The organism is Lentzea sp. NPDC058436 (genome assembly GCF_042721515.1).
Classification (GTDB): domain Bacteria; phylum Actinomycetota; class Actinomycetes; order Mycobacteriales; family Pseudonocardiaceae; genus Lentzea.
On the sequence record NZ_JBHXLF010000009.1, the window covers coordinates 80932 to 93704 of the forward strand.

General features: G+C 68.8%; 14 protein-coding genes. 7 read left to right on the forward strand and 7 right to left on the reverse strand.

Annotation, left to right across the window (positions count from 1 at the left end; translation table 11 throughout):
- Nucleotides 1-35: 35 nt before the first annotated feature.
- Nucleotides 36-1241, reverse strand: a complete 1206-nt coding sequence (locus ACFWN2_RS28375) for an acetyl-CoA C-acetyltransferase (RefSeq protein WP_382432434.1) — start codon at nt 1239-1241, stop codon at nt 36-38.
- Between the two features lie 47 nt (nt 1242-1288).
- Between ACFWN2_RS28375 and ACFWN2_RS28380 the strand changes: the two genes are divergently transcribed.
- Both ACFWN2_RS28380 and ACFWN2_RS28385 read left to right on the forward strand, forming a co-directional pair.
- Entirely contained in the window at nt 1289-2530 is a 1242-nt protein-coding gene (locus ACFWN2_RS28380) for a 3-oxoacyl-ACP reductase (protein ID WP_382432436.1), read from the forward strand.
- Complete coding sequence (locus tag ACFWN2_RS28385; RefSeq protein ID WP_382432438.1) at nt 2530-3291, forward strand: MaoC family dehydratase; 762 nt, start codon at nt 2530-2532, stop codon at nt 3289-3291. Before ACFWN2_RS28380 ends, ACFWN2_RS28385 begins: the two co-directional genes overlap by 1 nt.
- Here the strand turns inward: ACFWN2_RS28385 and ACFWN2_RS28390 are convergent.
- Entirely contained in the window at nt 3280-3915 is a 636-nt protein-coding gene (locus ACFWN2_RS28390; RefSeq protein WP_382432440.1) for a TetR/AcrR family transcriptional regulator, read from the reverse strand. The genes ACFWN2_RS28385 and ACFWN2_RS28390 overlap by 12 nt on opposite strands.
- 105 nt (nt 3916-4020) lie before the next feature.
- On the opposite strand from ACFWN2_RS28390, the gene ACFWN2_RS28395 reads away from it, so the two are divergent.
- From ACFWN2_RS28395 to ACFWN2_RS28410, 4 genes are read left to right on the forward strand one after another with little or no spacing between them, the layout of a single operon-like run.
- Complete coding sequence (locus tag ACFWN2_RS28395; protein ID WP_382432442.1) at nt 4021-4650, forward strand: SCP2 sterol-binding domain-containing protein; 630 nt, start codon at nt 4021-4023, stop codon at nt 4648-4650.
- Between the two features lie 15 nt (nt 4651-4665).
- The gene (locus ACFWN2_RS28400; RefSeq protein ID WP_382432444.1) at nt 4666-5880 is read left to right on the forward strand and encodes an acyl-CoA dehydrogenase family protein; all 1215 of its coding nucleotides are present in this window, start codon (nt 4666-4668) and stop codon (nt 5878-5880) included.
- A gap of 19 nt (nt 5881-5899) precedes the next feature.
- Nucleotides 5900-6304, forward strand: coding sequence for a hypothetical protein (locus ACFWN2_RS28405; RefSeq protein WP_382432446.1), 405 nt, complete (start codon nt 5900-5902; stop codon nt 6302-6304).
- Nucleotides 6305-6327: 23 nt separating this feature from the next.
- Nucleotides 6328-6717 (forward strand): hypothetical protein, encoded by a 390-nt coding sequence (locus ACFWN2_RS28410; RefSeq protein ID WP_382432448.1) that lies wholly within the window; start codon nt 6328-6330, stop codon nt 6715-6717.
- Here the strand turns inward: ACFWN2_RS28410 and ACFWN2_RS28415 are convergent.
- Nucleotides 6714-7040, reverse strand: a complete 327-nt coding sequence (locus tag ACFWN2_RS28415; RefSeq protein ID WP_382432450.1) for a hypothetical protein — start codon at nt 7038-7040, stop codon at nt 6714-6716. The genes ACFWN2_RS28410 and ACFWN2_RS28415 overlap by 4 nt on opposite strands.
- Before the next feature lie 66 nt (nt 7041-7106).
- Nucleotides 7107-8027, reverse strand: a complete 921-nt coding sequence (locus tag ACFWN2_RS28420) for a MerR family transcriptional regulator (RefSeq protein WP_382432452.1) — start codon at nt 8025-8027, stop codon at nt 7107-7109.
- A gap of 272 nt (nt 8028-8299) precedes the next feature.
- Between ACFWN2_RS28420 and ACFWN2_RS28425 the strand changes: the two genes are divergently transcribed.
- Nucleotides 8300-8866, forward strand: coding sequence for a hypothetical protein (locus ACFWN2_RS28425; protein WP_382432454.1), 567 nt, complete (start codon nt 8300-8302; stop codon nt 8864-8866).
- 61 nt (nt 8867-8927) lie between these two features.
- Here ACFWN2_RS28425 and ACFWN2_RS28430 read toward each other — a convergent pair whose 3' ends face one another.
- The 3 genes from ACFWN2_RS28430 to pdhA are packed head-to-tail and all read right to left on the reverse strand — an operon-like array spanning nt 8928 to nt 12567.
- Nucleotides 8928-10331 carry a dihydrolipoamide acetyltransferase family protein gene (locus tag ACFWN2_RS28430; protein ID WP_382432456.1) on the reverse strand — a complete coding sequence of 468 codons (1404 nt, stop codon included), beginning with the start codon at nt 10329-10331 and terminating at the stop codon, nt 8928-8930.
- Nucleotides 10332-10345: 14 nt separating this feature from the next.
- Nucleotides 10346-11371 carry an alpha-ketoacid dehydrogenase subunit beta gene (locus tag ACFWN2_RS28435; RefSeq protein ID WP_382432458.1) on the reverse strand — a complete coding sequence of 342 codons (1026 nt, stop codon included), beginning with the start codon at nt 11369-11371 and terminating at the stop codon, nt 10346-10348.
- Complete coding sequence (gene pdhA, locus ACFWN2_RS28440) at nt 11371-12567, reverse strand: pyruvate dehydrogenase (acetyl-transferring) E1 component subunit alpha (protein WP_382432460.1); 1197 nt, start codon at nt 12565-12567, stop codon at nt 11371-11373. Before pdhA ends, ACFWN2_RS28435 begins: the two co-directional genes overlap by 1 nt.
- Between the last annotated feature and the right edge of the window lie 206 nt (nt 12568-12773).

Here is a 12773-nt window from a genome sequence, read left to right on the forward strand (position 1 = left end):
ATGAGAGACCCTCGACTTCGGCAAGCCTTAGTGCGTCACCGTTCCAGAATCGCAGTGATTCCCTGACCACCCGCCGCGCAAATGGACACGAAACCGCGTCCACTTCCCTTCTGGTGCAACAGCTTCGCCAGGGTCGCCACGATGCGGGCGCCGGTGGCGGCGAACGGGTGGCCCGCCGCGAGTGACGAGCCGTTGACGTTCAGCCTGGTCCTGTCGATCTCGCCGAGCTCCTTCTCCCAGGCCTTCAGGGTCGCCAGCACCTGGGACGCGAACGCCTCGTGGACCTCGTAGAAGTCGAAGTCCTGCAGCGTGAGGCCCGCCTTGTCGAGCATGCGCGGTGCGGCGTGCACGGGGGCCATGAGCAGGCCCTCGTCGCCGTGCACGTAGTCGACGGCGGCGGTCTCGGCGAACGTCAGGTAGGCCAGGACCGGGAGGTTGCGCGCGGCAGCCCACTCCTCGGTGGCGAGCAGGACCGCGGAGGCGCCGTCGGACAGCGGGGTCGAGTTGCCCGCGGTCATCGTGTCGCCGAAGACGGGCTTGAGCTTCGCGAGCTTCTCGGCGCTGCTGTCCGGGCGGAGGTTCTGGTCGCGGGTCAGGCCGAGGTACGGCGTGACCAGGTCGTCGAAGAAGCCCTCGTCGTAGGCGCGGGCGAGGTTGCGGTGGCTGCGCGCAGTGAGCTCGTCCTGGTCCTCGCGACTCACGTCGTACTGGGCTGCGGTGATGGCCGCGTGCTCGCCCATGGACATGCCGGTGCGCGGTTCGCCGTTGCGCGGCAGGTGCGGGACGACGTGGCCGGGACGCAGTTTCGCGAGCAGGCTGATCTTGCGCGTGCGGTTGAACTCCAGCAGGAGCTTGCGGAAGTTCTCGTTCACGCCGATCGGTGCGTCGCTGGTCGTGTCGACGCCGCCGGCGATGCCCGCCTCGATCTGGCCGAGCGCGATCTTGTTGGCGACGGCGATGATCGCCTGCAGACCGGTGCCGCACGCCTGCTGGAGGTCGTACGCGGGCGTCTCCGGGCTGAGCCTGCTGCCCAGGACGGACTCGCGGACGAGGTTGAAGTCGCGCGAGTGCTTGAGCACGGCGCCCGCGACCACCTCGCCGAGGCGTTCGCCCTGCAGGCCGAAGCGGCTGACCAGGCCGTCGAGCACCGCCGTGAACATGTCCTGGTTCGACGCGGTGGCGTACGGGCCGTTCGAGCGGGCGAACGGGATGCGGTTGCCGCCGATGATCGCTACTCGCATGCCGACATAGTACCTACTAGCGAGTAGACTTACTAGCTAGTAGGTTGTTGTGCGTGGACAGGTACCAGAAGTTCGCAACGTCGGGGCTCGGTCGTCAGCTCGTGCGCAGGCTGGGCCTGCCGAACCCGTATCCACTGCGCCGCGACGCCGCGCTCGCCACGCCGGTGCTCGTCGGTGGCGCCACCCGGCTGCCCTTTCTGAAGCAGCTGGAAACAGGGTCGGCTCCGTACGGCGCGCTGGTGTTCGACGCGTCCGAGATCTCCACCGTCTCCGACCTGCGGCAGCTGCACGAGTTCTTCCACCCGGCGATCACGCAACTCGGGCCGTGCGGCCGGGTCGTCGTGATCGGACGGTCGCCGGACTCCGTGGCGCAACGGGCGCTCGAAGGGTTCGTGCGGTCGGTCGGCAAGGAGCTGCGCCGAGGCGGCACGGCGAACCTCGTGTACGTGGCGGACGGCGCCGAGGACGGGGTCGAGTCGACGCTGCGGTTCTTCCTGTCCGGACGGTCCGCGTACGTGTCGGGGCAGGTGGTCCACGTCTCCGCGAACGCCGGCCCAGGCACGTTGGAAGGCAAGGTCGCGCTGGTCACGGGTGCCTCGCGGGGCATCGGTGAGGCGATCGCCACGACCCTGGCCCGCGACGGCGCGCACGTGGTGTGCCTCGACGTGCCCGCGGCAGGGGACGAACTGTCGAAGGTCGCGAACGCCATCGGCGGCTCGGCGTTGCAGCTCGACATCACCGGCGATCCCGCGCGGCTGACCTCGTACCTGCTGGAACGGCACAGCGGCGTGGACGTCGTCGTGCACAACGCGGGCATCACGCGCGACAAGTCGTTGGCGCGCATGGACTCCTCGCAGTGGGACTCCGTGCTGGAGGTCAACCTCGCCTGCCAGGAGCGGATCAACGACGCGTTGCTGCACGACGGCGTGCTGCGCCGCGGCGGGCGGATCATCGGGGTGTCGTCGATCGCCGGCATCGCGGGCAACGTCGGCCAGACCAACTACGCCACGTCCAAGGCGGGCGTGATCGGCATGGTGCAGACGCTCGCGCCCGTTCTCGCCGCTCGTGGCGCCACGATCAACGCCGTGGCGCCCGGTTTCATCGAGACGAAGATGACCGCCGCGGTGCCGTTCGCGACGCGGGAGGTCGGGCGGCGGATGAACAGCCTGTCGCAGGGCGGGTTGCCGGTCGACGTGGCGGAGACCGTGGCGTGGTTCGCGTCGCCGGGATCCGGTGGTGTGAACGGGAACGTCGTGCGGGTGTGCGGCCAGATGCTGCTGGGGGCCTGATGCTGCTGCGTGCCGCCCTCACGTCGTTCCGGCGCGGGGAAACGCTTGCCACCCAACCGGTTTCGGCATCGGTCGACGTGTCGTTGAAGCACCTCGCGGCCTACAACGCGGCGTGCGGCTTCGGTTTGCGCGACGCACTGCCGTTGACCTACCCGCACGTGCTGGGTTTTCCGCTGCAGATGAAGCTGATGTCCGGCAACGGGTTCCCGTTCCCGCTGCCGGGTCTCGTGCACGTCGCGAACCGGATCACGCAGTCGCGTGCGCTGACGGCCGGCGAGCCGTTGGAGATCACGGTGTCCGCGCGCGATCTGCGGCCGCACCCGCAGGGCACGCAGGTGGACGTGGTGACGTCGGTTTCCGGTGCCTGGGAAGGGGTTTCGACCTACCTGCGACGCACCGGCGGCTCGTCCGGCTCGGGCGAGGAGCTGGAACGGCCGGCGGGCTCGGCGGTGTGGCGGGTGCCCGCGGACATCGGGCGGCGCTACGGCGCGGCGTCCGGCGACCGCAACCCGATCCACCTGCACCCGTTGGGCGCCAAGCTGTTCGGCTTCCCGCGGGCGATCGCGCACGGGATGTGGACCAAAGCCCGTTGCGTGGCCGCGCTGGAAGGACGGCTGCCCGAGGCCGTGACGGTCGACGTCCGGTTCAAGAAGCCGCTGTTCATCCCCGGTCGCGTCGAGTTCTCGGCTGCCGAGGGCGCTGACGGCTGGGAGTTCGCCGTGTGGGGCAGGGGACCCCACCTGCTCGGCTCAGCGTCGTGACGGTGGATGCCAGACGTTGCCGTCGACCAGGTCGCCGAAGCCCATCCAGACGAGGTTCATGAGGCGGGCCGCGACGACGCCGGCGGGTTCCTCGGGATGGTCGAGCCACCAGTCCGCGAGCGACTCACCGGCTCCGACCAGCGCGGCGGCCAGCGACTCCGCCTCCAGCTTGGTCGCGGGAGCCTTCGTGGACTGCGTGAGCAGGGCCGCGACCAGCGACACCGCCCGGCTGCGCATGTCCGTGAGCTCCACCGCGAACGGACCGCCCTGAGTGGACGCCTGCCGGTGCAGCACCTGCCAGCTCGCCCGGTTCTCACCGACGAACCCGAAGAACGCCCGCAGGCCGCTCCACAGCTGCACGTCGGGTTCCTGGTCGGGCTCCACGCCCGTCGCGATGGCCTCCATCATGCGAGTGGCCTCGCGCCGGATGCACGTCGCGAACAGCTCCTCCTTCGAGCCGAGGTAGGCGTAGAGCATCGGCTTCGAAATGCCCGCGACCTCGGAGATCTCGTCCATGGAGGCCGAGTGGAAGCCGAGCCGCGAGAACACGTCCACGGCGGCGTCCATGATCTGGCGCTCACGCACCGCGCGTGGCAAGCGCTTGGCTCGACCTTCTGTGCGCATCTCACTACCCCTCGGTTCGAAGCGGCAAGATTATCCGATCGGCTTGCCGCCCTATCTACTCATCAGTAGTCTTACTCGCGAGTAGGTACCAGGAGGTGTCCCACCATGACGCTCGACCTCACCACCGAGGCGATCGCGAAGCTCAGCCCGGCCGAGCTCATCAGCACGCTGGAGCAGACCTCGCCGGACGACCCCGCGCTGAAAGACGTGAACATCGACGTCATCGCCCGCGGCATCGACCCGAAGAAGCTGGGCAAGGACGACTTCGCGGCGCTGCTCAGGGCGTTGGGCAGGCTGGCGGACGGCGGCGCGGACCTCGACCTGTCGAAGATGGACCCGTCCAACTTCGCCCGCATCATCTCGCGCGCCTCGAAGGACCAGATCGAGGCCGTCGTGGCCGACGACGCCCTGCGCGTGCGCGTGCTGGACGAGGTGTTCCGGCGCATGGAGGTCCACTTCCGGGCGGACCGGGCCGGTGCCACTAAGGCCGTCGTGCACTTCCACGTGCTGGAAGACGTGTACGAGGCCATCATCGAGAACGCCGAGTGCACCATCAACAAGGGCGTGACGCGCGAGGCCCGCGCCATCGTGACGCTGACGCCCGCCGACTTCCTGAAGCTCGCGACCGGCAACGCCTCAGCACCCGTGCTGTTCATGACGGGCAAGCTGAAGGTGAAGGGCGACCTGGGGTTCGCGGCCGGGTTCATGAGCCTGTTCAACATCCCGAAGGCCTGACGGAGAGGTTTTGCAGTGGGTGGCTTCTCGCTCGAGCTGAACGAAGACCAGACCGACCTGCGCGACTGGGTGCACGGTTTCGCTCGCGACGTGATCAGGCCGGCGGCCTCGGAGTGGGACGAGCGCGAGGAAACGCCGTGGCCGGTGATCCAGGAGGCGGCGAAGATCGGCCTCTACGGCTTCGAGTCCCTCGCGACCTGGTTCGCCGACCCCATCGGGCTTTCGCTGCCGATCGCCACCGAGGAGCTCTTCTGGGGCGACGCGGGCATCGCGTTGGCGCTGATGGGCACCGGTCTGGCCGTCGCGGGCATCTTCGCGGGCGGCGAGCCCGAGCAGCTGGCCGAGTGGGTGCCGGAGTGCTTCGGCGACGAGTCGGACCCGAAGCTGGCCGCCTTCTGCGCCTCCGAACCCCAGGCGGGCTCGGACGTCGCCGGCTACCGCACCCGCGCCCGTTACGACGAGGCGACCGACGAGTGGGTGCTCAACGGCCAGAAGGCGTGGGCCACCAACGGCGGCATCGCGAACGTGCACGTGGTCACGGCCGTCGTGGACGCCTCTCTGGGCTCGCGCGGCCAGGCCGGGTTCATCGTTCCTCCCGGCACGCCGGGGTTGTCGTCGCCGGGCAAGATCAAGAAGCACGGCATGCGCGCCTCGCACACCGCGGACGTGTTCCTGGACGACGTGCGCGTGCCAGGCCGTTGCGTGCTCGGCGGACGCGAACGGCTGGAAGCCCGGCTCGCGCGGGCACGTGAGGGACTTCGCGCAGGCGGCCAGGCCGCGATGGCGACGTTCGAGACCACACGTCCGACCGTCGGCGCCATGGCCGTGGGCGTCGCCCGCGCCGCCTACGACTACGCGCTGGAGTACGCGAAGGACCGCGAGGCGTTCGGCCGCAAGATCATCGAGAACCAGTCGATCGCGTTCGACCTCGCGAACATGCGGATGGAGATCGACGCGTCGCGGCTGCTGGTGTGGCGGGCGGCGTGGATGGGGCGCAACAACGTGCCGTTCACCGCGGGCGAGGGCTCGATGTCGAAGCTGAAGGCCTCCGAGGTGTCGGTGTGGGCCACGGAGCGGGCGATCCACATCCTGGGTGGCGCCGGGTACACGCGTGAGCACCCGGTGGAGCGGATGCACCGCGATGCCAAGATCTTCACCATCTTCGAGGGGACTTCGGAGATCCAGCGGCTGGTGGTGTCCCGGATGATTTCGGGCATGCAGATCAAGTGACCGTTTTATCCTGATCACCATGTGGAGCGTGGTCAAAGGCCTGGCGGCGATCGGTGCGGTCCTCTGCGCGGCGATCGTCGCCTCGACGTTCGTGCCGGACGGGCCGGCGGTGCCCGAGTGGCTGGTGTCGGTCTCGATGATCCACGCCCTGCTGCTGGGCTTGGCCTTCGCGGTGCTGGACCGCCGTGAGACCGGCCGCTGGACCGCGCCGCAGTTCCCGTCTTCGCCGAGGTGGGTGCGCGTGATCACCGGAGCGATCACGCTCGGCTGCGTCGCCTTGGCGGTCCACACGATCGTCACCGCCCAGCCGATCGACGACACCGAGTCCTACGGTCCGCGCCTCACCACGGCGATCGCGTTGGCCATGCACGTGAACCTGTTGGCGTTGCTGATGATCCGGCGACCGGCGGCTGCCAGGAGATGATGATGGTCCTAGGGTCGTGAGGCATGGGACCGTCGCGACTGCAGTGGGCCTCGCTCTTCGTGATCTTCGTCAACGCTCTTGTCGTCGTGTTCGGGTTCGTGACCGGCAGCCCGTTGTTGCCGCGCGCGGCGAACGTCGTGCTGGTGGTGCTCTCCGTGGTGCTCATGCTGATCACTCGGGTGATGGCCCAGGGCGGGTACAGCTTCGCCGGGCTGGTCCGGCCGGCGTGGGCGGGTGTGGTGGCCGCGGTCGCGTTCTTCGGCGGCGCTGTGCTCTTCGCGATCGCGGTGCTGGCCGAGGGGTCTCTCACCCCGGCGGCGAACCAGCGCGGAGGGGCGGGCCTCGCCCTGTTCTTCGCGGCGGGCGCGCTCATCTACGCCGGGATTCGCCGGACCGACGAGGAAACGGTTTAGAGCGGCAGCGTCAGGACCGCGCGCACTCGCGTGAGTTCGCGGCGGTGCACGGCCAGGAGCACCGTGTCGTGAGAGCGGCGGAAGTGCAGCACCACGAAGTTCGGGTGCGGCGGGTCCTGGTCGATGATCTGCTCGACGCGACCCTCGGCGTCGCTGAAGACGATCCGCTCGTCCCAGATGATCTTGGTGGGGCCGAAGTACAGCTCGCCCTCGTGCCACTCGCCGTCGAGGAAGACGTCGCCGTCGCCTCGTGTGTGGTCTTCGCCGCTGGGGCCGAACGCCTCGCCGAAAACGCTCCCCAGGATTTCGAACAGTGCTGACACAACGAACCCCCTTCGTTGCTACAGGAACGAGCTGGGCGCCCAGCTGGTTCCCGTTCACGCAGAGGCTCAGCCGAACGGCTGGCCGGCTTCGCGCAGCCAGGCGCGCTCACGCGAGTGGTCCGGCATGGCGGGCCAGCCGTTGACCTTCGCGATCAGCACCCAGTACCGCTCGGCGCGCGGGTCCGCGAAGTCGGAGAGCTCGCGCAGCTTCGCCACGAGACTCCCGTCGTCCGGCAGGCCGAGCGCCTCCGCCCAGTTGGCGTTCACGCGGGCCACGACCTCTTGTGCCGCAGCGGACTCCGGCGCGATGCCGGCGTCGATCGCTTCGCGCGCCTGGGCGATCGCGAAGTTGAACGCCTCCATCTGACCTTCGGCAGGCGGACCCATGTCCGCGCCGTTGCGACGCTGTTCCTCGTGCTGCTGGGACATCCGCTTGACCGCGGCGCGGAATTCCGGGTCCTGCACGAGCTTCGCGAGCTCGACCCATGCCTCCAACTGCTCGGTCGACGGGTCGTCCGGCAGCTCGATCCGCACGGACCGCATGTGCTGCTCGAACTGCGGATCCAGCTCGTAGGGCCCGAACACCTCCTCGAAGAAGTCGTCGAGGATGCGCTGCCGCTCCTCGTCCGACATCCGTGCCAACTCGTTCATCAGTTCCATCTCCCCTCCTTTGGCGACGGCGCGCAGCACGGCCCGCCTGAGCCGCAACGTCTTCATCTGCGCGTCGATCGCTTCCGCATGTGCACGCGCCACGTCGGTCACCGACACCTCGCGAGCCAGCACCCTGCCGGCCGTGGGCAGGTCCACACCCAGATCTCTGAGGGTGCGGACGAGCTTCAGCCTGGCCACCGCGTCGGTGTCGTAGGTGCGGTAGCCGCCGGTGGTCCTGTCCGCGGGCGGGATGAGGCCCGAATCGGAGTAGAACCTGATGGTGCGGACGGTGAGTCCGGTCATCCTGGCCAGCTCGCCGATCTGGTAGCGCGTCACAGGACCTACTGTGAACCCTCCAGTTGCTGGAGGGTCAACCTGAATAACCGAACGGGTGGCTGAACAGCCGGTTTGGACCGAACGACCTAGTGACGGAGCCGCACGACCTGTGGAACCGTGGATCGCGTCGGTATCGCCTGGGGGGCAATCATCGATTCACGGCCTTCGCTGAAGGTCCTGTTCGACGTGCGCCGACCTGCTGATTGGTTCTGGGGGAATCAATGCGTTCTGTTTCGCATGCGTCGAAAACCGTCATCAGCTGTATCGGGCTCGTGGCCGCGTTGCTCGGCGCCGGGGCCACGACTGCGAGTGCCGAGGTGTCAGGCCCGGCGACCACCGTGGACGAAGCGGTGCGGCAGGCCGGCATCAGCGACGGCGTCGTCGCGGACCTGCCGCCTGAGGTGGCCGAAAGCGCTACTCCGTCGGTCTGCTTCAGCGGCCACGTCCAGGACGTCGGCTGGCAGCCCTGGATGTGCGACGACGACAGCAACTGGGCCTTCGCGGGTACGACCGGCAACGGCCTCAGGCTCGAAGCTCTCCGGGTCGCCCCCTCGGCGACGGGTGGGGTGACCTGCGTGCAGGCACACGTTCAGAACCAGGGGTGGAATCCCCCGAAGTGCGTGAACGACGGCAGGACCGCGGAGATCGGCACGGTCGGCCTGGGCCTGCGGATGGAGGCGATGACGTTCAGCAGCAGCACCCGGACCACGTGCGCTGAAGCCCACATGCAGAACTACGGCTGGCTGGGCAACGTGTGCGAGCCGGCCGGCAAGGTCACGGTTGTCGGCATCGCGAGCCTGGGCCTGCGGATGGAAGCCGTCGAAGGAAAGATCGACTAGAGGTCGGACCGAGGTCGTGGGTGTTCTCCGTCCACCAGGAGGAGAACACCCACAACGAACCTCAGTAGGTCATCGCGATACCCGGCTCCGCCAGCAGCGCGCCGACGTCCGCCAGGAACTGCGAACCCTGCTGCCCGTCGACCACGCGGTGGTCGAACGACAGCGCGAGCTGGCAGATCTTGCGGATCTTGATCTCGCCGTCGACCACCCACGGCATGTCGCGGATCGCGCCGAGCGCGAGGATCGCGGACTCACCGGGGTTGAGGATCGGCGTGCCGGTGTCGACGCCGAAGACGCCGACGTTGGTGATCGTGATGGTGCCGTTCATCATGTCGGCCGGGGACGTCTTGCCCTCGCGGGCGACCGTGGCGAGCTCGTCCAGTGCCACCGCGAGTTCCTTGAGGGACATGCGGTCTGCGTCGCGGACCTTCGGGACCACCAGGCCGCGTGGCGTCGCCGCCGCGATGCCCAGGTGGACGTAGTCCTTGTAGACGATCTCGTTGGCCGCGGCGTCCCAGGTGGCGTTGACGTCCGGCGTGCGGCGGGCCGCGAGGATGATCGCCTTGGCGCAGAACGCCAGCGGGGTCAGCTTCACGCCGCGGAACTCCGGCGCGTTCTTGAGCTTCGCGCGCAGTTCCATCATCGGGGTCACGTCGACCGTCAGGAACTCGGTGACGTGCGGTGCGGTGAACGCGCTGTCGACCATCGCCTGCGCGGTCGCCTTGCGGACGCCCTTGATGGGCACCCGGCGCTCGCGCGTGCCGTTGTCCACATAGGACGCTGCCGGAGCGGCTGCCACCGGGGCGGCCACCGCGGTTTCGACGTCCTCGCGGGTGATCACGCCGCCGGGGCCGGAACCCGCCAGTGCGTGGAGGTCGACGCCCAGGTCCTTGGCCAGCTTGCGCACCGGCGGCTTGGCCAGCGGCACGTAACCACCGGGAGCCACCGGAGCCGGAGCTTGGACCACCGGAGCCTGGACCACCGGCGCCGCAACGGGAGCGGGTGCCGGAGGAGCCACGACCGCCGCGGCCGGAGCAGCCGCGGGTGCGCCGGCGTCCTTGCGGGCGCGGCGCTTCGCGGCACCGGACTTCGGGCCGTAGCCGACGAGCGTCGCGATGCGCCCGCCCGGCATCTCCTCGCCGATCTTGCCGGACGAGGTGCCGTTCGCCTCGGCCGAAGCCGCGGCGGGAGCGGGGGCGGCAGGTGCGGCCGCGCCACCGGGGTCGGTGTCGATCGTGATGATCGGGACGCCGACCTCGACGGTCTGGCCGGGCTCTGCCAGCAGCTCCGTCACGACGCCTGCCCACGGGCAGGGCAGCTCGACGGCGGCCTTGGCCGTCTCGATCTCGACGATGATCTGGTTGACCGTGACGGTGTCACCGGGCTTGACGTGCCAGGTGAGGATCTCGGCCTCGGTCAGCCCCTCTGCCGTGTCGGGCAAGGGGAATTGCTTGTACTGCGGCATTTCCGGTTGTCCCCTTACCAGGCGAGAGAGCGGTCGACGGCGTGCAGCACCCGGTCGAGGTCGGGGAGGAACTCCTCCTCGAGCTTCGACGGCGGGTACGGGGTGTCGAAACCGGTCACCCGCAGCACCGGTGCCTGCAGGGAGTAGAAGCACTCCTGCTGGACCTTGGCTGCAATCTCGCTGGCGATCGAGGACTCGGACGGCGCCTCGGACACGACGACCAGCCGGCCGGTGCGGCGCACCGACTCGAACACGGGCGCCAGGTCGAGCGGCGACAACGTGCGCAGGTCGATGACCTCCAGCGACGTGCCGTCCTCGGCGGCCGCGTTGGCGGCGTCGAGAGAAGTGCGCACCATCGGGCCGTACGCCACCAGCGTCGCGTCCGTGCCGGGACGCAGCACGCGCGACTCGAAGAGCTTGCCGGGCTGGGCCGTGGTGTCGACCTCGCCCTTCTCGTAGTAACGGCGCTTCGGCTCGAAGAACAGCACCGGGTCGTCGCAGTCGATCGCCTGCTGGATCATCCAGTACGCGTCGGACGGGTTCGAGCACGAGATGACCTTGAGGCCCGCGGTGTGCGCGAAGTACGACTCCGGCGACTCCGAGTGGTGCTCGACCGCACCGATGCCGCCGCCGAACGGCACGCGGATCACGATGGGCATCTTGATCTTGCCCTGCGTGCGGTAGTGCAGCTTCGCGACCTGCGACACGATCTGGTCGAAGCCGGGGAAGATGAAGCCGTCGAACTGGATCTCGCACACCGGGCGGTAGCCGCGGATCGCGAGGCCGACCGCGGTGCCGATGATGCCGGACTCCGCGAGCGGCGTGTCGAGCACGCGCTGCTCACCGAAGTCCTTCTGCAGCCCGTCGGTGATGCGGAAGACACCGCCGAGCTTGCCGATGTCCTCGCCCATCATGATGACCTTGGGGTTGGCTTCCATCGCCGCCCGCAGGCCCAGGTTGAGCGCCTTGGAGATCGTGAGCGTCTGCACCGGGGAGGCCGGGGCCGCCGCAGAGGAACGGTCCATGGTCGGAGCAGCCATCAGTGCTCACCTCCAGCAAAACCCGAGACGTAGTCGAGGAATTCGTCGCGCTGCGCTTCGAGGTTGGGGTTCCCCTCGGCGTACACGTTGCTGAAGATCCGTTCAGCAGGCGGGTCGGGCATGTTCGTGCAGAACTCCCGCAGCTCCTCGCCCAGCGCGTCGGCCTCGGCCTCGATGCCCTCGAAGAACTCGCTGTCGGCCCACTGCTGGCGGACCAGGTAGACCTTCACGCGCTCGATCGGGTCCTTGAGCTTCCACATCTCCAGCTCGTCCGACAGCCGGTAGCGGCTGGGGTCGTCGGAGGTGGTGTGCGCGTCCATCCGGTAGGTGAACGCCTCGATCAGGATCGGGCCGTTGCCGTGGCGGCACTCGTCGAGCGCCCACTTCGTCACGGCGAGCGTCGCGAGGACGTCGTTGCCGTCGACGCGGATGCCGGGGAAGCCGTAGCCGCGTGCGCGCTGGTACAGCGGCAGGCGCGACTGGCGTTCGGTCGGCTCGGAGATGGCCCACTGGTTGTTCTGGCAGAAGAAGACGAGCGGCGCGTCGTAGACCGCGGCCCACACGAAGCCCTCGTGCACGTCACCCTGGCTGGTCGCGCCGTCGCCGAAGAAGCACATGGTGGCTTCTCCCTCGTCGTCGCCGACCTTGCCGTCGAACTTCTGGCCCATCGCGTACCCGGCCGCGTTGAGGACCTGGTTGCCGATGACGATCGTGTAGGGGTGGAAGCGCTTCTCGACCGGGTCCCACGTGCCCTGGTCGGTGCCGCGGAAGATGCCGAGCAGCTCCGTCGGGTTGATCCCGCGCGTCCACGCGATGCCGTGCTCGCGGTAGCTCGGGAAGGCCATGTCCGTCTGGCGCATCGCGCGGCCGGCGCCGATCTGCGCGGCCTCCTGGCCCAGCAACGGCACCCAGATGCCGAGCTGACCCTTGCGCTGCAACGCGTTCGCCTCGCGGTCGACCCGCCGGATCAGGACCATGTCGCGGTACAGACCGCGCAGCTCCTCCGGCGTGATGTCGATGTCGAAGTCGGGGTGGCTGACCCGCTCACCCTCCGGGGTGAGGAGCTGCACCAGGTCGGCGCCGCCCTCGTCAGTCGCTCGCAAGCCTGCGATCACCTGTTCCGCTGTCGGTTTTGCGGCAGTGGCGGCCGGCGCTGCGTCCGGCTCAGGGTGCGTCCATTGCTCAGGGGACGACATGCGCCTTCTCCTCTGTCTACTCCGACCGCCTGATCGCTCGTGACGACCTCGTGCGGCGACGTCGGCGGTCGCCGCCAACCCTGTAGGGCCGGAGGCAGCCGTCGACGGTGACGGTGGCTTACGACCACATCCTGACACGGCCTCGCCAGAGTTGGTGAGACCCGTCCCACTTCGTAACACACCAGTCAACGTTCTGATCAGCGACA

Excerpts from the sequence above, each read along its gene's own strand:
- ACFWN2_RS28375 (WP_382432434.1), bottom strand. The coding sequence starts at position 1,241 with ATGCGAGTAGCGATCATCGGCGGCAACCGCATCCCGTTCGCCCGCTCG.
- ACFWN2_RS28385 (WP_382432438.1), top strand. The coding sequence starts at position 2,530 with ATGCTGCTGCGTGCCGCCCTCACGTCGTTCCGGCGCGGGGAAACGCTT.
- ACFWN2_RS28390 (WP_382432440.1), bottom strand. The coding sequence starts at position 3,915 with ATGCGCACAGAAGGTCGAGCCAAGCGCTTGCCACGCGCGGTGCGTGAG.
- ACFWN2_RS28395 (WP_382432442.1), top strand. The coding sequence starts at position 4,021 with ATGACGCTCGACCTCACCACCGAGGCGATCGCGAAGCTCAGCCCGGCC.
- ACFWN2_RS28405 (WP_382432446.1), top strand. The coding sequence starts at position 5,900 with ATGTGGAGCGTGGTCAAAGGCCTGGCGGCGATCGGTGCGGTCCTCTGC.
- ACFWN2_RS28410 (WP_382432448.1), top strand. The coding sequence starts at position 6,328 with ATGGGACCGTCGCGACTGCAGTGGGCCTCGCTCTTCGTGATCTTCGTC.
- ACFWN2_RS28430 (WP_382432456.1), bottom strand. The coding sequence starts at position 10,331 with ATGCCGCAGTACAAGCAATTCCCCTTGCCCGACACGGCAGAGGGGCTG.
- ACFWN2_RS28435 (WP_382432458.1), bottom strand. The coding sequence starts at position 11,371 with ATGGCTGCTCCGACCATGGACCGTTCCTCTGCGGCGGCCCCGGCCTCC.
- pdhA (WP_382432460.1), bottom strand. The coding sequence starts at position 12,567 with ATGTCGTCCCCTGAGCAATGGACGCACCCTGAGCCGGACGCAGCGCCG.